Origin of the sequence: Natronorubrum sp. A-ect3, from assembly GCF_041821125.1 — an archaeon.
Classification (GTDB): Archaea; Halobacteriota; Halobacteria; order Halobacteriales; family Natrialbaceae; genus Natronorubrum; species Natronorubrum bangense.
Genome location: NZ_JBGUBB010000006.1, coordinates 97,144 through 118,303, shown reverse-complemented (window position 1 = coordinate 118,303; position 21,160 = coordinate 97,144). Strand labels below are relative to the sequence as shown.

The following is a 21,160-nucleotide window of genomic DNA, read 5'->3' as shown; positions in this document are numbered from 1 at the left end:
CCAGAGATGAAAACCTGCGTAATTAATAAGATAAAATGGGGTAGCGCCGTCGAGCAGTAATTCAGTAGCGCTGGACGCATATATGATGAACTTCTGATTGATGTGGGCTGAAACCCGGAGCATTATACACGGTTGGGTACAATGGTATGACAATGGCAACGGACGACAGCCGGCAAGACGAGCCACCGGGATGTGATTTGGCCCTGTCCGATACGGCGCTCGAGAGCGTCACTGATCGTTCACTTGAAACTCAGGTCGAGATCTTCTCGACGCTTGGCAACGAAACCCGATATCGTATTCTGTTACTACTGTCGCTGGCAGACGAACCCGTCTGTGGATGCGAGATCGAACCGTACGTCGACGTCGGACAGAGCAGCATCAGCCAATCGCTGTCACGCCTGCGAAAAGCTGGCCTCGTCTCGAGAACGAAGGATGGTCGATGGCGATACTACGAACCGACTGAAAAGGGGAAAAAAGTTATTGCACTTTCGGAGACAGAAACCGACAAAATGGCAGCAGTTTCTGACTGATACGGTCTGCTGTAACGATTCACCGCTGATCACCAGCGGCGGGGTCATGATCGTCGGTACGTGACGACAGCAGTCCGTATGAGTGCGGATCAGGCGGTTTCGCTCGTCAACCACCTCGGGGTCAAGCCCCGAGGCACTCGCCCTGCTATTCCTGTAAGGGGAAAGACCGTCGAGGAATTCGGTTTAATTTCATCAGGGACGCGGTGAGTCTCCCGATTGCCGTTCACGAACTCCTTCTTTTGCCCAGTACTGCCACTGTATGTCGCTATTGTACATTACAATTACTTACTGACAACATGTGGACGAACGGCATGAACAATTACTAATATTATGATACGGTAATATGGCGAGTATGGGTATCACGAAAGATCGTGGGGCGAACCACAGGTGGTCCAGCTAATGGCGCTGGAGATTACCGAGAAAGACCATGGAGTCACGGATGGTGTCTCGAGACGCAGTGTCCTGAAATCCATCGGTCTCGCGGCTGCGGGGGCGAGTCTCGGCGGGACGTACTACTTTACGGATGTCGGAAGCGCGGATGATCCGCTCGAGTACGATATCGAAGAGGTGTCGACGGCCTGTTGGATCGGCAAACAGGACTGTACGATGCGGGCAAAGGTCGTCAACGACCGTGTCGTCCAGCTCAAACCCGATCCGAACGACGAGGTGATCGATGGACTCTGTCCGAAAGGCGTCTCGACGGTCGCAGATCTCTACGACCCGTATCGAATCAAACAGCCGCTCAAGCGAGTCAGTGGCGAGAAAGGCGAAGTCGGTGAGTTCGAGCCGATCTCGTGGGAGCAGGCAGCCGAGGAAATCGGCGAGGAACTCGGCCCGATGCTCGAGGATGACCCTCGCCGAGTTCACTTCCAGATCGGCCGCGTGAAAGGCGCAGAGTGGCATATGGACGGCTGGGTTGCGGCCCTCGAGGAAGCGTACGACGAGGGGATCAACGTCCGTGGCCACGGCAACGTCTGTGCGACAGGGAACAAGATGGCGCTCAGCCGGATGGGGGCAGGATTCTCGTCGCCCGAACCTGATTTTCACAACACCGAGTTCTTCCTGAACTGGGGCTGGAACGCGACGCAGGCCGGTGGCCCACACCTGTGTAACACGACGTACTCCCGGGAGATGTCCGAAGGGTACGAAAACGGGATGGACATCGCGGTGCTCGACCCCCAGCGACGGGGATCGGGCCAATGGTGTGACGAGTGGATGCCGATCGAACCCGGCACCGACCTGGCGTTTTTCCTCGCGTTCAATCACGTGCTCCTCGAAGAGGAGTACATCGACGAGTGGTTCCTCAGGAACACGACGAACGCTCCGTGTCTCGTCTATACGGAAGGCGACAACGAGGGCGAGGTCGTCCGTGCGGCCGATGTCGACGAGATCGACGCTGACTCGGAGGACCCGGTTGAGTCCGACGCGGCGATCCTCTGGACTGAAGGTGAGGTCGTCTACGACGAGGAGGCCGAGGAACTCACGACACATGAGGAGACGCTGCCCGACGACCCACACGATCCGACCGCGGTCGGTACGGCCGCACTGCGTGTCGATGATGACCTCGAGGTCGATGGCGACGAAGTGCGCCCCGCTTTCGAACTGTTCGAAGAGAACATGGCGGAGTACGACCCCGAGTGGGCGTCCGAAATAACTGATCTCCCCGCTGAGCAGATCCGACGTGTGGCCGAGAAGTGGGGCGAGGAGGCCCGAATCGGCTCGACGACGACCGTCGAGATCAACGGTGAGCGCCGGCAGGTTCCGTATCGACCGGTCTCGATGTCGCTGTACCACGTCAGCCAGCAGGAACTCGGTCCAACCGCAATGCAGGCAGGGATGATGCCGCTGTTCCTCGTGGGTGCCGTCGAAACAGTCGGAAGCAGTCGATCCGGCTACGTGAACGCGCCGGACCCGTCCCACAGGGAACACGTCCGTGAACGGGCGTTCGATCCCGAGGAGACGCTCACCTGGGAGCCCGACGCGCCGGACCTCGAGGGAACCTACTTCCACCCGGACGCAAACGGCTCCTACGCCAAGGTCCCTCACGTTCTCAACAACCCCGACGAGTACAACCTGCCGCACGATCCGGAGGATATGGCCGTCGTCGTCTGTTATGCGAATCCACTTTCGGGGGCACCCAACAGAGAGCGAAGTCGAGAGGGGTACTCCCAGTACGGCACAGTGATCGCGGTCGATCCGCAGATGAGCGATACAGCGGCGTACACCGCCGACTACGTGTTGCCCACGACGACCGTCGACAAGTACGAGAACGCCAAAGACGGGATGAGCAACACTCACTACACGAGCTCGACGCGAACGGCCCCGATCCCACAGCTGTGGGAGTGTCGTGACGAGGGTGAGATCTTCAAGGACCTCGCCGCTGAGCTCGATGCTGGTGACGAGTACGTCGACTACGTCAACGACGCGTTCGAACTCGAGGGTGAGGACGCGTTCGACGACGTCGATGAACTCACCGTCGAGGAGTGTCTTGACCGCTCACCACGGTACGGTGAGGAGTACCGAGAGGGACCACAGAGCGAAGAACGGCCACTCGACGAACGCTACTGGGTGCTCATGCCCGAGTCGGACAACCTCGACGAGGATATCCACCGAACCGAGTACAGTCCGTTCGGCTTCAAGTGGCAGTTCTACCTCGAATCGTTCGAACTGCTCGGAGAGAACGTCCGCGAGGGCTTCGAAGAAGAGTACGGCGACGACGCCGACGAACAGTTCCCGTACATCCAGGATATCACTGGCTTTGCACAGTGGCGCGAGCCGACCATGTGGAACTCGCCCGACGAGTACGATCTGACGCTGTTCGATTACAAACAGATCGAACACAAGCAGTCCCGAACTGCACAGAACCCGATGCTCAACGAACTCGCACCGAACAACTACATCCGAATGAACTCACGCGACGCAGCAGAGATCGGCGTCTCTGACGGCGATCGGGTCGTCGTCGAGAGCCACAACGCGGTCACCGGCGACACCTACGAACTCGAGGGTGATCTGATGGTTCTCGAGGGAATCAAACCCGGAACGATCGCGATTCCATACGGGAACGACACCCACACCCAACATCCGAACGTCAAGGCGCTTGACGAGGGCGCGAATCCGAACGACCTCTTCGACTCGACGGAGGGGTACTGTTCGTGGTCGGCCGACCAGTCGTTCCACATCCGTGTCAAGGTCGAGCCCGCAGGGGGTGATGGCGAATGACCCAGATGGGGATGGCCATCGACTTAGAGCGCTGTCAGGGCTGTCGCGCGTGCGTGTTGGCTTGTAAGACGGAAAACGACACGCCCCGTGGCGCGTTCTGGATGAACGTCTTCCGCCATGAGGAAGGCGAGTTCCCGGACGTCGACCAGGGCTTTACGCCGAACCCGTGTCATCACTGCTCGGAGCCTTCGTGTACGGAGGTCTGTCCGACTGAGGCCCGCTTCAAGCGGGAATCGGACGGGATCGTTCTCACGGATTACGACACCTGTATCGGCTGTCGATACTGTGAGGTTGGCTGCCCGTACGGCGTCAACTACTTCCAGTGGCGCGAATCCGAGGAGGGACAGTACGGCTTCGCTTCCGAGGACGAACTCACACAGGAGGTCCACCAGAACCTCCAGGAACTCGACGCGGAGTACGATGGTGACGATCGGCCATGGGCCGATTACAGCCTCGGTCAAACTCAAGAGCCACGCGGTAACAAGATGGGCGGTGGCGACCACAAGGTCGGCACGATGGGCAAATGTACGTTCTGTGTCCATCGTCAAGACGGCGACGACGAGAACCTCCAGGGGACGACCGCCTGCGAAGAGGTCTGTCCAACCAACGTCATCCACTTCGGGGACATGGAAGATCCCGAGAGCAAACCGCGCCAACACCTTGAGGCCAAGGGCAACACACAGCAGTGGGAGATGCTCAAAAGCACGGGTAACGAGCCGAACGTCGTCTATCTCGGTGACAAGCCAACTGGCGACGCTCGGAACATGGAGGACGACTACAAAGACCCAGACGACGCGATCAACGCCGAAAGCGGACGCGAGCCACAGTACCTCGCGACTGACGGTGGTGAAGTCCAATGAGCGCAATCGATGCGGACGTCGAGCGACTCACGGAACCGCTCCGCGGAACCTCGACCAAGTTCTACATCGCACTCGCTATCGCAGCGATCCTCTCGTTCGCGACGGCGGTCGCGTATTTCACCCAGCTCCGGTTTGGGATGGCCGTCACCGGCCTTCGCGGCTGGGGAACCCAGGGTGGCGTCCCGTGGGGGCTGTACATCGGGACGTTCATCTGGTGGATCGGGATCGCCCACGGCGGCGTTGCGATCTCCGCTGCGGTCCGACTGTTTGACTTCGAGGAGTTCTTGCCGATCGCCCGGATCGCCGAAATCCTGACGCTGATCGCGCTGCCGATGGCGGCAACGAACATCCTGTTCGACATCGGCCGTCCCGACACGCTCTGGGTGATGATCGCCAACTGGCCGTCGACAGTCCAGAGTTCGCCGCTTACCTGGGACATGACGGCGACGTTCCTGTATTTCATCATGGCAGGAACGTACCTCATCATCACGCTGCGCAACGACATCTACGACTGCTGGCAGCGCGGCACGCTTCCGACGGCATTTAAGCCCGTGTATCAGCTGTTGCTGATCGGCTACCGTCCAACCGAGCGAAAGAAGACCCACCAGATGGCGTGGTGGATGGCGATCGGCATCCTGCTGCTCGTGCCGTTGATGAGCGGTGGCGTGGTCCCGTGGCTGTTCGCCACGATGGGAATGCACCCCGGCTGGTTCGGTGCCTCCCACGGACCCGCGATGTTCGCCGAGTCGATGACTTCGGCTATCGCCGCCGTGGTCATCACTGCGGCTGTGTTCCGATGGGCCTACGGCTGGGACGACGTGATCGGTGATGAGATCTTCCGTGGCCTGAACAAGGCGCTGATCGTGCTCGTGTTGGTGACGCTGTGGTTCCTCGCCCAGAGTCTCGTCACCGGCTCCTACCCGGCTGCACCCGCCGACACCGGCCAGCTTACTGAATCGCTTGTGAGCGGAAGTATGGCGGTCCCGTTCTGGCTCGCTGTCGGCGGTCTGCTCGTCGCACTGGCGTATCTCGTCGCCCAGGCGCTTCAGCCGTCGCTGTTCAGCGTGGCCGCATCGGCAGTCGCTGCCGTCCTCGTGACTACGGCGATCTTGCTGAAGAAGATCGTCTTTGTCATCGAGGGACTGCTCTACCCAACTCGAGATCCACTCGCGAGCATGTTTGCCGAAAACTCCTACTGGCCGACGCTGACCGAGTTCACGATGGCGTTCGGGACGATCGCCGTTGCCGTCCTCATCTTCCTCGTGGCCACGAAGGTGATTCCGATCGTCGAACTCGAGCACGCCAGATCGACGCCAGATGAGACCGACGACGCCGATGTGGAGGTGAGCGAGGCATGAGTCTTGGCCTGTGGGTGATCTTCGGCCTCGTGCTCATCCCGCTGTACGTGACGGTGCTCGGGTGGCTCTTTGGCGAGCCACGCGACTATCGAACCGCCGGTATCGGTATCGGAATCCTGGCAGGGTTGCTCCTGTTGATGATCGTGGGCTCGCTCATCCCGATCGGGTTCCAGGTCATCATCCCGGGCTGAGACCGGCCCGTTGCATCGAACAGACACAGAAACGACTTCCGTTTCCGTCTCGCAGAAGAGATTTCCCTAACCGATTCCAAGACACGTATTAGTTGTTCCCAATATGATCGATATACCGACTTCCAATGGACGAACTGGACCGTCAGGACCGACAAACTGGAGATGAATACAATGACTGACGCGGACGCAGAACTGACCGAAATCGGCTCGCTACTGGCACCGGCCTACCGCGTGCTTGGCCAGCTCTATCTCGAGCCGCCCGAAGAACGCACGGTCACCGCGATCCAACAGTGGTGTGAGCTGTTTGCCGATGAATCGCTGCCGCCTGAACTCGAGGCGGCTGCTGAGACCGTCAGAACCGCCGAGACAGACCCTGACAACCTCCGGTCAGCGTTTACCCGGCTGCTACAGGGAGTCAGCTACGGCGAGTCCACGCCGCCGCCGTACGAGTCGATGTACGTCGACGAGATGCTCAACGGTCCGAGCACGACCGAGGTCGAGGCGTTCTACTTCGAGATGGGGGTCGATCTCGCCGTCGAGGACGAACTGATCGACCACGCCGGATACGAGCTTTCCTTCCTCGCAGAGCTGTGTGAACGCGGCGCTCGAGACGCACAGCTTGGGTTCATCCGAACTCACATCGGTGCCTGGCTCCCGGAGTTTCACGAGGCCGCACTCGATGAGGAGCCACCGGCGTTCTACCGTGGCGTGTTCACGTTGACCGAATCGCTGCTCGAACTACATGCTGAAACCATAGAGGAATCCAATGAGTAACAGTGGAGAGATCGGTGCGTTCGTCTGCTCGTGTGCTGACACCTGTGATATCGATCTGGACACGGCCCGCGAACGGGTCGAAGACGTCGCGATGGCCGCGAGTTCGGATCTGCTATGTGAGAAAGAGACAGTCGGCGATATCTGTAGCGTCGTCGAAGACCGTGACCTCGAGGAACTGATTCTCACATGCCCGGCCGCGGCCGGCCAGGAACGCCTCGAGCGCATCGAACGCGAGACCGGCGCGACCGTTCATTTCGTCGACCAGCGTGAGGGGGCTGGCTGGGTCCACGACAGGGACGCAGCCACGGAGAAGACGGCTCGGCTGGTTAACGCCGCCCGTGCAGGACTCGACGTCGAGAGCGAGCCCGCATCGGTCGGCGGGAACGTCGGTCGATCGGTCGCCGTCGTCGGTGACGCCCAGCTCGCAGCAGCGATGCCGGAGTCGGCCGACGTCACCCTGGTCGCCGACGGCCAGGAGTTCGACGACGTCGGGACGGATCTCTCGGACGTCCGGCTCGAGCGTGGTCGCGTCCTCGACGTCTCAGGCTCGCTGGGAAACATCGAGATCACTCTCGAGGCACGGGTCACCGAGGACTGTATCGACTGTATGGAGTGTGTCCGAGCCGGACCCGACGACGCAGTGACGCGAACCCCGGTCGATGTTGATCCCGACGCCCCGGGCGGCGAGTGGGTCGACGTCTGTCCGACCGACGCGATCGATCTCGATGGGGTCAAGCGAACCGTCTCGTTCGACCAAGTCGTCTTCCCCGACGGCGAGGACGATGCTCCCGGCGGCACGACCGGCTACCACACCGACGCCGATCTCGGAACGATCGCCGCCGTCAGCGACTTACTCGAGCCCGACCGACCGTCGTATCTCGATCTCGAGATGGACGTCTGTGCGTCGGGCGACTCCGGTCAGGAAGGGTGCCGTGCCTGTTACGACGCCTGTCCACACGAGGCGGTGTCGAAACCTGCACCTCACGAGGTCTCTTTCGATCTCTCGGCCTGTCAGAACTGTGGGGCCTGTACGAGCTCCTGTCCAACGGGGGCAGTCGAGCTCGCGGATCGATCAAACGAGCGCCTCGCCCGCGAGGTTGAGGCGCTCCTCGACGAGGAACCGAGCGGTGGGTTGCTTGACTGGTCGTCGACGACTGCGATCGACCCGCAGGTTGTCGCGTTCGTCTGCTCCGAACGGGCCGAGACGGCGCTGTCACGATACGGTCAGCTAGCTGCGAGCGGTCGAGAGGATGTCTCTTATCCACCGATCCTCCCCGTTCGCGTAAACTGTACGGACACCGTTGGGCAGGCTCACGTCCTGCACGCACTCGCCGCAGGTGCCGACGGCGTAACGATCGTCGGCTGTGGCTGTGACTGTGCCCACTCCGGCCCCGATCCGAAAGCCGAGCTAGTCGAGCGGCTCAACGCCGCGACGGCCGACCTCGGACTGGGTGAGCGCGTGGCGTTTCTCGCCCCTGAGCCCGACGCGCCGCATGCGTTCGCCGACGAGCTGTCGGCGTTCGTCGACGACCTCACTGAGACGCCGATTCCAGCAGATGAACACAACGCCTCGGGCACCGCACTCGGTGCGGACGACGAACTCCCAGCGTACGGCAATCGCGTCTGGAGCCTCGAGAGCATCCGGGCGATCCTCGAGCACGTTGATCCCGAGCGCGAGACAATCCGCGGACTCGAGAACTTCGGGACGATGTCGGTCAGCGAGGCCTGTGGCTTGACGCCGACCTGTGAGAACCTTTGTCCGACCGGAGCGATTCGTCGTGATGAGGGCAATCTCGAGTTCAGCCACGAGCGATGTGTCGACTGTGGACTCTGTGAGACCGGCTGCCCCGAGAGCGCGATTACGATGGACACCGGTCTCGATCTGGGGCTGTTGCCGGAGTACAACGACGGTGACGCCTGGACGACCGTCCACGAGGAAGAGCTGTTCGAGTGTCGAAGCTGTGGCGCAGTCGTCGCCAGCGTCTCGACTGTCGAGGATCTCAAAGCACAGCTTCCGGATGGCCAGATGGACACCGTCGAGGGCCACATGGCGGAATACTGCAGCAACTGCAAAGGCGACCTTGTCTTCAACTCATGAGCACGACTACCCCGACGACCCGACTGCCGACGGATCGAACGATGATCGACGACCAAGTCCGTGACTACCAGGGGGTGAGCGATCGATGACGGTCTCCGAATCACAGCTTCGCGAACGGTTACGGATGGTCGACGATCCAGCACTCGGCATCGACATCATCTCGCTGGGACTTGTCACAGATATCCGTATCGAGGACGGCGTCGCGAACATCACGCTCGCGTTCAACGCCCCATACGCAACCGACGAGATGGCGATGGGCGACCGTATCCGCGAGGTCGTCGCCGATCTCGGTCTCGAGACGCGGCTGTCGGTCACCGTCCCACAACACGACGGTTCCAATCCGCTTCCGGGTGTCCGAAACGTCATCGCCGTCTCCTCCGGGAAAGGTGGCGTCGGCAAGACGACTGTTGCGACGAACCTCGCGACTGGACTCGCCGACGCGGGCGCTCGCGTCGGGCTGCTCGACGGCGACATCTATGGCCCGAACGTCCCAAAGATGGTCGGCATCGATGGGGAGCCAGGTATTACCGACGATGGAACGCTCGTGCCGCCGGAGGCCTACGGCGTGAAAGTCATCAGCATGGCATTCCTCACTCGAGAGGACGACGATCCTGCCGTGTTGCGAGGGCCGATGGTCGACAAAATCCTCATTCAGCTCATCGAGGAAGTCGAGTGGGGCCAACTCGATTATCTCGTGGTCGACCTCCCGCCGGGAACTGGCGACGCCCAGCTAACGCTGCTCCAGACGCTCCCAGTCACTGGTTCCGTGGTCGTGACGACACCCGAAGAGGTCGCGATCGACGACGTTCGAAAAGGGATCGAGATGTTCCGAAACCACAACACGCCAGTGCTTGGGATCGCTGAGAACATGAGTGCGTATCACTGTCCCGACTGTGGGGGCGAACACACCCTGTTCGGCAGCGGCGGCGGCCGGGAGGTCGCCGAAAAGTACGACGTCCCGCTGCTCGAGGAGATTCCGATGAATCCCGAGATCAGAACCCGCAGCGACGATGGCGCACCGGTCGTGCTCTGGGACACCGATGCCTCGGAGCCGTTCGAGGATCTCGTCGAGTCAGTCGCAAACCGCATCGGTGCGATCAATCGCGCCGACGTCGCCGGGATCGATCCCGACAACCCAACGCGCGATGAGCTGACGACGCCGACGACGTACGGCGGACTCGAGAACGAAGATGAAACAGCATCGGCGACCGACCACGGCGAGGCGTCGGCTGACGACACTCTCGAGGCGACACCGGAAGCAGTCGAAGAGGACGACGAACCGGTCGACGACGGCGACGAGAGCGTGACTGCTGACGTAGATGAAGAAGATGACGATGAGGCCGATGAGGAAACGCGTTCGTTCGGTGGCCTCGACGTGTCCGACCGACAGTAGTCGTTCACACTCGGGGTTCGATCGCCGTAGTATCGAGGCGCTCGAGCCGGAACGAACTAGATAGGTTCCGAACGGACAAACAGCGTCCGCGTCTCGACTGACGAATCGCTATTGTAGTAATATCCTGTTGAGATGATTGAATGAGTTTTCATCCGTCCAGCGTCATATCTCTGCAGAGAGACGATGGATGATCGCTTGCTGTTGAACCACGTTCCGAACCTCTGGGGCAGTGTTCTATCGAGACAGCGAACGAACTCGAGTACTCGGCTCGCTGTGAAAACACCGACACACTTATTTTAATATGTGTTCAACCGTTATCGCAGAGGGCGTTTAGAACGAGTTGGGAATCGTCGACCGACGAAACGACGGGCGACACACCACCGCGGTCGTCGTGACCCACTACGCTCTGAAGCCACCCACACACTACTCATGGTCGAAATCACGATTTTTGAAGAAGCGATGTGTTGCTCCACCGGCGTTTGTGGACCGGATCCCGACGAGGAACTCGTCTCGTTTACCCACGCAGTCGATAAACTCGAGGAAGAGTTCGACGACGCTGAGATAACGAGAGCGAACATGTCGAGCGATATGGACCGGTTTCTTGAACACGAGGGCGTCGCGGACGCTGTCCAGTCGGACGGCCCAGAAATACTCCCGATCACCGTCGTCGACGACGAAATCGTCGACCGTGGCGAGTACCCCTCCTACGAGTCGGTTGCTGAACTGATCGAATCGTCTCACACACAGGAGGCATAATCGATGTCCGAGACGACGCCTCGAGAAATCGTCGAACCACAAGGTGAGGACACTGAGTTCGTCTTTTTCAGCGGGAAAGGCGGCGTCGGTAAGAGTACGGCGAGCTGTGCGACTGCACAGTGGCTCGCCGAAGAAGGCTACGACACGCTGCTCGTGACGACCGATCCGGCACCGAACCTCTCGGATATCTTCGGGCAGTCGATCGGCCACGCTGTGACGTCGATCGAGGACGTGCCGAATCTCTCGGCGATCGAAATCGACCCTGACGAGGCCGCCGAGGAGTACCGGCAGCGCACCCTCGAGCCAATGCGCCAACTCCTCGACGACGAGCAGATCAAGACCGTCGAAGAACAGCTCGATAGTCCGTGTATCGAAGAGATCGCCGCGTTCGATCAGTTCGTCGAGTTCATGGACGAGCCGGAACACGACGTGGTGGTGTTCGACACCGCCCCAACCGGTCACACCATCCGGCTCATGGAACTGCCCAGTGGCTGGAACGAGGAGTTAGAAGACGGTGGGGCGACCTGTATCGGTCCCGCTGCCTCACTCGAGGACCAGAAAGAGCAGTACGAGAACGCGATCGAGACACTCGAGGACGACGCTCAAACCTCGTTCGTGTTCGTGGGCAAGCCTGAGGATGCGGCGATCAACGAGATCGAACGCAGCTCGGAAAACCTCGCCGAACTGGGTATCTCGACGGATCTCGTCGTCGTCAACGGCTATCTTCCCGAAGCGGTCTGCCAAGATCCGTTCTTCGAGGACAAGCGCGAGCGCGAGCAGGAAATCCTCGAGGATGTCGAGTCCTCGTTCGCCGAACAGCCAATCGCGACGTACCCGCTCCAGCCAGGCGAGATCACGGGTGCTGACCTGCTTACGGACGTCTCCGAGGTGCTGTATGAGAATGCGGACCCGACCGTCGACGTCGAATCGTCGACACCCGCTGAGACGACTGAGACCCAAGCCAGCGAGACGGATACGGCTGCCGTCATGGAGGAACTTCGTCCCCAGGAGGACACTCGGTATCTGTTCTTCACGGGGAAAGGCGGCGTCGGCAAAAGCACGATCGCAGCCACGTCTGCGACCGTGCTGGCCGAAGAAGGGTACGACACACTGATCGTCACCACTGACCCTGCCTCCCACCTGCAGGACGTGTTCGGGACCGAGGTCGGCCACGAGCCCACAACAGTCGGCATCGAGGGCCTCGAGGCTGCCCGTATCGATCAGGAACGCGCACTCGAGGAGTACAAAACCCGGATGCTCGAGCAGGTCGAACAATCGTTCGACGCTGACGACTCGGAAGCCGACGTCGAAACCGTCAAAGCACAGGTCAACGAGGAGCTGGACTCGCCGTGTGCTGAGGAGATGGCCGCACTCGAGAAGTTCGTCGGGTACTTCGACGACGACGAACACGATGTGGTGGTGTTCGACACCGCCCCGACCGGCCACACGCTCAGATTGCTCGAACTTCCGTCGGACTGGAAGGGATTCATGGACCTCGGCTCGCTGACCAAGGAAGCGTCCGAGACGGGTGCAAAATACGACCGTGTCATCGAGACGATGCGGGATCCGACGAAGAGCTCATTTGTTTTCGTCATGTATCCCGAGTATACGCCGATGATGGAGGCGTGGCGAGCAGCCGAAGATCTCCGAAATCAGGTCGACATCGAAACGTCGCTCGTCGCGGTCAACTACCTGCTTCCCGACGAGTACGGCACGAACGCCTTCTTCGAGAGTCGCCGACAGCAACAACAGGCGTACCTCGAGGAGATCGGCGATCGATTCGACGTCCCGATGTTGCTTGCACCGCTTCAGCGAGAGGAACCGACCGGGATTGCAGACCTTCGAAACTTCGGCTCCGAACTCTTCCCGGCACAGGAACCGACTGCGGACGACGACACCCCCGAAATCGAAATCCAATGAGCGAACACGTAACCACGAACTCGGCCGTCGACGACCGGTTAGACGAGTTCATCGAGACGATCACTGAATCGAAACCCTACCAGCAGTTCGTCGACAGCCAACAGGAGCTGAAGGCGGACGACGAGGCACAGGAACTCCTACGCGAGTTCCAGACGAAACAACAGCAGTTGCAACGCGACGGCTTCGACCAGGAAACGATGGGCGAACTGCGCGAGCTCAAGACCGAGATGGAGGACAACGAGACGATCAGTGACGTGCGAGCAGCCGAAGCTGAACTAGTCGCGCTGCTCGAGCAGACCAACGACATCATCAGCGAAAAGATCGGTCAGGAGTTCGCACAGACAACCGGAGGTGGATGCTGTTGACAACCAACGCAGAGACACTGACCGCAGCAGAACAGTTGGGTGATGCGCTTGTAGCAGCCAAAGAAGAATCGGCCGATGAGGAGTATACATCGCTCCTGTTGGAGTGCAACGAAGAACTCAAACACGGTCTTGGAATCGATTACGGCGCGATCTGTAGCGACGACGACTGTTGCTGACTGGCGAGCAACAATTGGGTGCCATCGCTCTCTGCACCTGGCGTTGCCAGCACTCCTCTCCTCGTCGCACCGTCGTTACTGTCGGCCTCTTCGAGAGCCTCGAGTCACAGAGATCTCAGCACGGGAACGGAGGCTCCCATATCAGTCGGACACGGCTGGGAAACCTGCACCGGTTACGTTTCTCTCCCAGTGATTCTCGAAGTCGACTACTGAAACTGTTTGTAGTTACCTCGCTACCCAAAGCTATTTATCGCCAGTATCTATCGTAGTATCTATGGGGATACAACGGAGACGGTTCATCGCTGCGGTCGGCAGTAGCGGTGCAGTCGGCATTGCTGGCTGTGCAGTCCTCGGTAGCGAAGACACCGATGGCGAACCGGGGATCATCGGTGAAACGCTGACGCTTACAACGACGACGAGCACCTACGATACGGGTCTGCTTGATGAACTCAACGCGTCGTTCGAAGACCGCTACAGCGTGACCGTCGACGCCGTTGCCCAGGGAACTGGCGCTGCACTCGAGACAGCGCGAAATGGTGACTGTGACGTGGTGATGTTGCATGCCCGCTCGCTCGAAGACGAGTTTCTCGAAGCCGGCTACGGTGTCAACCGGCGTGATTTCATGTTCAACGACTTCGTCATCGTCGGGGAGCCAGACGATCCCGCCGAGATCGCTGGCGAGGATACTGTCGAGACAGCACTAACGGAGATCGCGGCGACTGAATCGACGTTCATCTCTCGAGGCGACAACTCCGGGACCCACGCGAAAGAGCTCGAGCTCTGGGATGAGGCGGGCTTGACCGTCGAATCGTTCGGCGACTGGTATATCGACGGCGGTGATGGGACGGGAGCGATCTTGAATCAGACGAATATGCAGGGCGGCTATACGCTGGCCGACCGCGGGACGTTCCTGAACATGCAAAGTCGAATCGACCTCGAGATCTATGTCGAAGGCCCTGTCGAGGGTGGGCCAGAGTCGCTGATAAATCCGTACGGGATCGTCGCCGTCAATCCCGCAGTTCACGAGCACGTGAACTACGATTTGGCGATGGCCTACATCGGTTACGTCACGAGTAGCGACGGACAGGAGATTATCGAAAGCTACACGTCCGACGGTGAGCAGCTGTTCTTCGCTGAAGCGCTAGCAGCGGAGCCGAACTTTCAGCAGCACGTCCCCGACGGATGGGAGTCAAGTAGCGACGAGTAAGAGACGATACGATGTCACTCGAACCCAGTGTCCTGACGCCGGTGTTACTTGATTTTCCCTTCGAGTGGAACTATATCCGAAGTATCATCTACGTCTCACTCTACGTGAGCCTCGTCGCAATCGCGCTGAGTACGATGTTCAGTCTCCCGATTGCACTCTTCGTCGGGTTCAAGGAGTTTCGCGGGAAGACCTTACTGACGTCGATCATCAACACTGGAATGGGCTTTCCGAGCGTCGTCGTTGGACTCATCGTGTTGTTTGCGGTGTCCAACCAGGGTCCACTCGGTTCGCTCGAGCTTGTGTTCACGACTGAGGCGATGATCATGTCACAGTTCGTCCTCGCGACACCGGTCATTATCGGGGTGAGTCTCGCTGCAGTAAGTAGCGTCGAGCAGAACATCCGCGACGCTGCGTACGCCATGGGCGGGACAAAGGTGGACGTCGCTCTCGTAACGATCAAAGAAGCCCGCTACGGAATCGCAACTGCGGTCCTTGCTGGCTTCGGGCGGGCGATCAGCGAGGTCGGGTCCGTGCTCATCGTCGGTGGCAACATTGCGAGTTCAGACGGGACATCAGTGACACGAACGCTGACAACTGCGATTCAACTCGAGGCGCAGCAGGGTCGGTTCGAAACGGCAATGATACTCGGGGCGATCCTCGTCGTCCTCGTCCTGCTCGTCAACGCAATCGTCGTCCGACTCGGGAGTGGGAACGGAGGGCATCAATAATGCTTGAGGCGATTGCCATCCATCACGGATACGAAAATGAACCCGTCTTCGAGGGCGTCTCCATGTCGGTGATGCCCGGCGAAGTCGTCGCGATTATCGGGCCGTCTGGTGTAGGGAAATCGACTTTGCTTCGATTGCTCGCCCTCTTCGATGAACCCAACCGCGGATCGATTGAGTACGACAACGATGCCATCTGGCAGGTTTCAGAACAGCAGCGACTCGAGTACCGCCGACAGATCGGCATGGTCTTTCAGGAGGCGAGTCTCTTCGATGCGAGCGTTCGTCGCAACGCTGAATACGGGTTACGGGTTCGCCAATCGTGGGCTGATCGCCTCCGTCACGAACTCTCGAGTCTCGTTGGACACACCAACGGGACAGGTGACGCAATCGACGCACTCGAGACCGTAGGATTACGGGAGAAAGCCAACCAAGACGCCACCTCACTCTCTGGTGGCGAGGCACAACGTGTCGCGTTCGCACGTGCACTGGCCTACGACCCGGAGATTCTCCTGCTCGATGAACCAACGTCGGATCTGGACCCTCGAAACACTGCCGTCATCGAAGAAGCTGTCTTCGAGGCGAAAAATCGCGATATCGGCGTCGTTATCGCAACCCACGATATGCATCAAGCTGAACGTGTTGCAGATCGGGTTGCGGTGCTCCTCGAGAACGATATTATCGAGATCGGCCCGACCGAGCAAATCTTCGAGAACCCAACCGACGAACGGACCCGGAAATTTATCGAGGGTGAACTGATATACTAACCATCGAGACGTGATGACCGACCGCTGTCCGCCTCCGATCACGGTTGCTTGCCAGAAATGACGATTGAAAAAGAATACAGTACGAAGCTCTCGGTCGACGGTGTCACGATCGAGCAGCGCGATATCGAGATGCTTGACGCGATCGACCAACATGGTTCACTGCACAAAGCAGCCGACGTTCTCGGTCGATCGTACGCCCGACTGCAACGGCGGGTCGTCGAAATCGAAGCAGCCGTGGGGCAGATTACGGAACGACAACGAGGAGGAAGCGGTGGCGGTGGGACTGAGCTGACACAGACGGCACACGAACTGCGACAGCAGTTCGATCGACACGAGGCTGAACTCGACGGTGTGGCACAGGTAACGGAGTCTGTCTTTGCGGGGACCGTTCGGGATCGAACCGGGGAACTGGCAACTGTCGAGACATCGGTTGGATCGGTCCTGGCACTCGTCCCAGAGGGGGCGACAGAGGTACAGGTCACTGTTCGGTCCGATGCAGTCGTTTTGACCCAGCCTGAGGCGACTCCACAAGCAGATGGAACCAGTTTGCGCAACCAGTTTACAGGGGTTGTCGAGAAACTGGAAGCAGGCGATGCGATCACACGAGTAACCGTTCGACTCAACGAGGACACCCCCCTCCAGGCACTCATCACGAAAGCCAGTGCCGATCGGTTAGCAATCAAAAACGGGGAGCCAATTACCGTCTCATTCAAAGCGACTGCCGCCAGAGCAATCGAAGTTGAGCGTTAAGCAGTCTCGTGGCGGGAACGAGTTTGCTCAACACAGTCACAATTGATCGTAGAGTCGGGCAGTAACATCCTGGGTTTCCAGTTGTGACTTTGGATATATTGACTCGAGAATCGCTAGCTTTGCCTCGATTCCGGCACGGTCGCGTTCAGTTTCTGACTGGCCAATGCAGTCGAGTTGGGTTTCGGCCCGGGCGACGAGTTCTGCCTTCCGGATCGGCTTCCGTAGAACATCGTCACATCGCCACGCTGCCAGTGACAGCTCTGGACGACCGCCGACAAGCAACACCCGTCGGGTTGTGATCGGACAGTGCGTCTCGAACTCATACATCGAGCCATCCCACAGATCGATATCAAAAACGACGAGCTCAGGGGCGTCTAAGAGTGACTCACGGAGGCCGGCGGTGGTGTTGACTGGTTCCACATCGAAATTCTCAGCTAACCATTCGCCGTACAACTCTGTGAGTCGGTCGTCACAATCGGCTACGACGGCCGTCGGAGTCGGTGTTTCGAGGTGATCTTTTCCCCATGTACTGAGTGTCGAAAAGACTGGCTCTAACTGACGACCGGAAGCGGTCAGTTCGTACTCGACCTGTGGTGGCGTGTTGCTGATAGGTTGCCGTTGAACCAATCCGCTTTCGGTGAGCGATGCAAGCGCTGTCGTGAGCATGTTCGCAGAGATATCCGGCAACCCTGATTCAAGTTCGCTGAAACGAAGTGGCTCGTGATGGAGGAGCGTAAGGATGATTGCAGGTTCCCATTTGTTTGAGAGTAATTCGAGTGCCTCGAGCGAGGGCCGATCACTCGGTGGCACCAACACCGTGCGACGATCCATACGGTGTTACCGGCTAACTAACATATATATGTTTCTCAAGCATTACTCTCATTTGAAAGGGTCTATGTCGAGACTATCTGCTACGTCGCCACTCGATGTTTTGCTCGTTGAAGACAATCCCGACGATATTCGTCTCGTTGAGTGGGCGTTCTCGGCAGCCCCTGACCCACACAGCCGATCGGCGACACCACAGCACTACGGCGCTGAAGATGAGCCGCTTCTCGATATAACAAACCTCTCGCCTGTTACACGACTATCCGAAGCAGTCGATCACACCAACACACAGTCTCCGGATGTCGTCCTCCTTGATCTCGATCTTCCGGATAGTCGTGGTATTGAAACACTCGAGAGGTTTGTTAGCCGCACCCCACCTGTTCCAGTTGTCGTTCTTACCGGTCGAGATGAAGGGGAGCTTGGAATCACTGCGATACAGCGTGGTGCCCAAGACTATATTTATAAAGGTAATCTCACAAACGCGCTCTTGCTTCGGACGATTCGATACGCAGTGGAACGACACGAAATACAACGCCGACTGCTTGATGCAACTGATCGGCTTCAACTCACAAACCAGATTGTTCGGCGTCAACTGCGAAACGATATCAGCGTCATCGTCGGACAGGTAGACCAGCTCGCTGAGTCTGATCAGTACAGCGATCAATCGATCGAATCAATTCTCGATGCCGCACGCGATATCGAAGAGACAATCGATATCACTGCTGAGTTTACTGACTCAGCTGCAACCGGTGACGGGACTGGCCCTACGCATGAGCTTGGAGCGCTTGTCTCGACTGCGATCAGCCGCGTTGAGCAGACAACCGGCGTCTCAATCGAGTATGATTCTGACTCCAATGTGGCTGGCTTTGGTTGTCCTCCCTCGCTTCGGATGGCGATTACGTATCTCCTCTACAACGCAGTCGACCGGGCTTCTCCTTCGGGAGCTGTCTCGATTACAACCGAATCTGTAGATGGTGATGCAGTAGTCACTTTCACCAATACTGGGGCAGAGCTGGCGGCGGAGCACGAAATGCTCCTGACAGCGAGTGGTGACGCAGATGTCACGATCCCTCGTGGGAATGTCGGACTGCAGCTGGCGTCGATGATCCTGTCGAGGTTTGGAATCGCTGTTTCTGTTCGGGCGAACACTCCCTCTGGGTCAGTGATTCAACTCCACGTTAGTGATACAGAACGTTAGCGCATCCTCGAGTCTTCGAGCACTGGCGAAGCTTGGTGCGAAAATACGTAGTTCCGAACGACAGCGGTGGGAGCGAACGATCACGGAGTGTGGCATAGGACACCCATCAGTATTTTTATTATTCCCATCTCCTTAGGAGATGTATTATCGACGTGTCACCACTTTCGACCGCACTGTTTGCTACGTGGGAGTGGCAGTGGACGGTCTATACGGTGTTTTTGCTGTTGGCAGCGGCAACAATGGCGATCGTCGCTGTCGGTGCGTGGCAAAAGCGCGACGTACCCGGTAGCACTGCGTTTTTGCTGTTGATTGGCGCGATGGCTCTGTGGGCTGTTACATATGGGTTGCAGATCGCTGGTGCAACTGAGGCGACGAAACTGTTCTGGGCGAATCTCAACCATATCGCCGTCGCGGCCGTCCCAATCGCGTGGATCGGGTTTGCGCTGCAGTTTACTGGTCGAGAACAGTTGCTTACGCCACGGACGGTCGGCGCGCTATCGGTGATTCCATCGGTATATCTCGTTCTCGTGTGGACGAACCCGCGACACGAGTTAATTCGTCAGTCGTTCGGCGTCCAGTCTGTTCATGATGGGTCACTGTTGCTTATCGATCAGGCGTTCGGTCCGGCATTCTGGGTTCACGCAGTGTACGGCTATACGCTCATGTCCGTCGGTGCGTTGCTGTTTGCACAGCTCTTTGTCTGGGCCCCGAAGGTGTATCGTCGACAGGTTGGGCTGTTGTTGCTTGGGGCAGTGATTCCGATGGCAGCCAATCTCGCATTTCATACCGACCTCTATACCCCGTCCAATTTCGACCTCACACCGTTCAGCTTCGTCGCAACTGGTGTGTTGTTTTTCCTGGCGATCTATCACTATCAGTTGCTAGATCTGGTTCCGATTGCTCGAGAGTCGGTCGTTGATACCTTGACTGAAGGGATCATTGTCGTCGATAAACGAAACCAAATCGTCGATATCAACGATGCGGCAGTGACGATACTCAAGCTTGATGGCGACGCGGTAATCGGTACTAGTGTTCATCAGGTTCTTCCGGACGTAGTGACTGATACGGAACTCCCCAAGAATAAGTCATCAGTCAGTAGCGAGGTGACGTGTGAAATCGATGACACACCACGCACGCTGGCAGTGACGAAGACGCCACTGGTTGATATCAATGAGAACTCGATTGGCCGAACACTTACACTTCGGGATGTGACTGAAACACGTGCGCTCGAGGCAGCGGTTTCGGCGCAACTGGATGAGGTGATGGCCGTAAACCGTGAACTGGAGACGTTCACGACGGCCATCTCTCACGACCTCCGGCAACCAGCGAGAACGACCGAACGATATATCGACCGCGTTCGTCGGTCAGAAACGGATCTCTCGACTGAGAACGACGAGATACTCGCGGTGGCACAGACGAACGCCGAGCAAATGCAGTCGATGCTGTCGGATCTGCTCGAGTATTCACGAATCGAACGCAATGAGGACCAGTTCGAACCGATCTCGCTGACTGCTGTTGTCGACCAGGCGACGACGAGCCTTCGATTTTCGATCGAAGAGACTGACACAACAGTCTCCGTCGATGAGCTGCCAACAGTGAGTGGCATTGAGCATCAGCTCGTTCGGCTATTTCAGAACCTCATTTCGAACGCAATCAGGTATTCGGGTCCTGAGCCGCCGGTAATCTCGATCGATGCCACGGCAACCGAGACCGAACACGTACTCACCGTCACAGACGAGGGTGTCGGCATCGACCCGGACGAACTCGAGTACGTCTTCGAGTTATTCACTCGAGGCCAGCACGCAGAACCGGTGCCCGGAACCGGTGCTGGACTGGCTCTGTGTAAGAAAATCGTTGAACAACACGGTGGGTCGATCGGTATCGAATCCACACTGGGAGAGGGTACTGACGTGATCGTTCGGCTTCCGAAACGAGAGTGACCCACTTAGCCTGCCCTAAGTACCCCACTACGGTCTAGCTAAGCAGAATGTTATGATACGCTGAGTATCATCTCCACTATGATAAACGCGGATCGAACTTCGGTAAGA

Annotated in this window: 18 protein-coding genes and 1 pseudogene; 18 read left to right on the top strand and 1 reads right to left on the bottom strand. The window is 58.5% G+C overall.

Annotated features, from left to right (window positions below; translation table 11 throughout):
• Positions 1 to 152 precede the first annotated feature (152 nt).
• The 16 genes and pseudogenes from ACERJA_RS16395 to ACERJA_RS16320 all read left to right on the top strand — a co-directional run bounded on the left by ACERJA_RS16395 (position 153) and on the right by ACERJA_RS16320 (position 17,089).
• Positions 153 to 530 (top strand): ArsR/SmtB family transcription factor, encoded by a 378-nt coding sequence (locus ACERJA_RS16395; protein ID WP_373609334.1) that lies wholly within the window; start codon positions 153 to 155, stop codon positions 528 to 530.
• A 399-nt stretch (positions 531 to 929) separates the two neighbouring features.
• Positions 930 to 3,749, top strand: coding sequence for a molybdopterin-dependent oxidoreductase (locus tag ACERJA_RS16390; RefSeq protein WP_373609332.1), 2,820 nt, complete (start codon positions 930 to 932; stop codon positions 3,747 to 3,749).
• Positions 3,746 to 4,609 carry a 4Fe-4S dicluster domain-containing protein gene (locus ACERJA_RS16385; RefSeq protein ID WP_373609330.1) on the top strand — a complete coding sequence of 288 codons (864 nt, stop codon included), beginning with the start codon at positions 3,746 to 3,748 and terminating at the stop codon, positions 4,607 to 4,609. Before ACERJA_RS16390 ends, ACERJA_RS16385 begins: the two co-directional genes overlap by 4 nt.
• Positions 4,606 to 5,967, top strand: coding sequence for an NrfD/PsrC family molybdoenzyme membrane anchor subunit (nrfD, locus tag ACERJA_RS16380; protein WP_006067055.1), 1,362 nt, complete (start codon positions 4,606 to 4,608; stop codon positions 5,965 to 5,967). Before ACERJA_RS16385 ends, nrfD begins: the two co-directional genes overlap by 4 nt.
• Positions 5,964 to 6,158, top strand: a complete 195-nt coding sequence (locus ACERJA_RS16375; RefSeq protein ID WP_373609328.1) for a hypothetical protein — start codon at positions 5,964 to 5,966, stop codon at positions 6,156 to 6,158. The genes nrfD and ACERJA_RS16375 overlap by 4 nt, the downstream gene beginning before the upstream one ends.
• A gap of 171 nt (positions 6,159 to 6,329) precedes the next feature.
• Positions 6,330 to 6,932 carry a molecular chaperone gene (locus ACERJA_RS16370; RefSeq protein WP_373609326.1) on the top strand — a complete coding sequence of 201 codons (603 nt, stop codon included), beginning with the start codon at positions 6,330 to 6,332 and terminating at the stop codon, positions 6,930 to 6,932.
• Positions 6,925 to 9,030 (top strand): hydrogenase iron-sulfur subunit, encoded by a 2,106-nt coding sequence (locus ACERJA_RS16365; RefSeq protein ID WP_373609324.1) that lies wholly within the window; start codon positions 6,925 to 6,927, stop codon positions 9,028 to 9,030. Before ACERJA_RS16370 ends, ACERJA_RS16365 begins: the two co-directional genes overlap by 8 nt.
• 85 nt (positions 9,031 to 9,115) lie before the next feature.
• Positions 9,116 to 10,147, top strand: a pseudogene (locus ACERJA_RS16360) (P-loop NTPase); the annotation flags it as partial.
• A 705-nt stretch (positions 10,148 to 10,852) separates the two neighbouring features.
• The gene (arsD, locus tag ACERJA_RS16355) at positions 10,853 to 11,179 is read left to right on the top strand and encodes an arsenite efflux transporter metallochaperone ArsD (protein ID WP_373609322.1); all 327 of its coding nucleotides are present in this window, start codon (positions 10,853 to 10,855) and stop codon (positions 11,177 to 11,179) included.
• Positions 11,180 to 11,182: 3 nt separating this feature from the next.
• Complete coding sequence (gene arsA, locus ACERJA_RS16350) at positions 11,183 to 13,099, top strand: arsenical pump-driving ATPase (protein WP_373609321.1); 1,917 nt, start codon at positions 11,183 to 11,185, stop codon at positions 13,097 to 13,099.
• Complete coding sequence (hcsL, locus tag ACERJA_RS16345; protein WP_373609319.1) at positions 13,096 to 13,464, top strand: halo-CC-star protein HcsL; 369 nt, start codon at positions 13,096 to 13,098, stop codon at positions 13,462 to 13,464. The genes arsA and hcsL overlap by 4 nt, the downstream gene beginning before the upstream one ends.
• Entirely contained in the window at positions 13,455 to 13,640 is a 186-nt protein-coding gene (gene hcsS, locus ACERJA_RS16340; protein ID WP_373609318.1) for a halo-CC-star protein HcsS, read from the top strand. The genes hcsL and hcsS overlap by 10 nt, the downstream gene beginning before the upstream one ends.
• Before the next feature lie 274 nt (positions 13,641 to 13,914).
• On the top strand, positions 13,915 to 14,847 hold the full coding sequence (locus ACERJA_RS16335) for a substrate-binding domain-containing protein (protein ID WP_373609317.1): 933 nt from the start codon (positions 13,915 to 13,917) through the stop codon (positions 14,845 to 14,847).
• Between the two features lie 11 nt (positions 14,848 to 14,858).
• The gene (locus ACERJA_RS16330) at positions 14,859 to 15,575 is read left to right on the top strand and encodes an ABC transporter permease (RefSeq protein WP_373609316.1); all 717 of its coding nucleotides are present in this window, start codon (positions 14,859 to 14,861) and stop codon (positions 15,573 to 15,575) included.
• On the top strand, positions 15,575 to 16,339 hold the full coding sequence (locus ACERJA_RS16325; RefSeq protein ID WP_373609315.1) for an amino acid ABC transporter ATP-binding protein: 765 nt from the start codon (positions 15,575 to 15,577) through the stop codon (positions 16,337 to 16,339). Before ACERJA_RS16330 ends, ACERJA_RS16325 begins: the two co-directional genes overlap by 1 nt.
• A gap of 57 nt (positions 16,340 to 16,396) precedes the next feature.
• Positions 16,397 to 17,089, top strand: coding sequence for a TOBE domain-containing protein (locus ACERJA_RS16320; RefSeq protein WP_373609314.1), 693 nt, complete (start codon positions 16,397 to 16,399; stop codon positions 17,087 to 17,089).
• A gap of 36 nt (positions 17,090 to 17,125) precedes the next feature.
• Here the strand turns inward: ACERJA_RS16320 and ACERJA_RS16315 are convergent, their stop codons facing one another.
• Positions 17,126 to 17,920: a winged helix-turn-helix transcriptional regulator gene (locus ACERJA_RS16315; RefSeq protein ID WP_373609313.1), complete on the bottom strand. Its 795-nt coding sequence runs from the start codon at positions 17,918 to 17,920 to the stop codon at positions 17,126 to 17,128.
• A gap of 28 nt (positions 17,921 to 17,948) precedes the next feature.
• Between ACERJA_RS16315 and ACERJA_RS16310 the strand changes: the two genes are divergently transcribed.
• Together ACERJA_RS16310 and ACERJA_RS16305 are read left to right on the top strand one after the other, a co-directional pair.
• Positions 17,949 to 19,112, top strand: a complete 1,164-nt coding sequence (locus tag ACERJA_RS16310) for a response regulator (protein WP_373609312.1) — start codon at positions 17,949 to 17,951, stop codon at positions 19,110 to 19,112.
• A 152-nt stretch (positions 19,113 to 19,264) separates the two neighbouring features.
• Entirely contained in the window at positions 19,265 to 21,052 is a 1,788-nt protein-coding gene (locus ACERJA_RS16305; protein WP_373609311.1) for a histidine kinase N-terminal 7TM domain-containing protein, read from the top strand.
• Positions 21,053 to 21,160 lie beyond the last annotated feature (108 nt).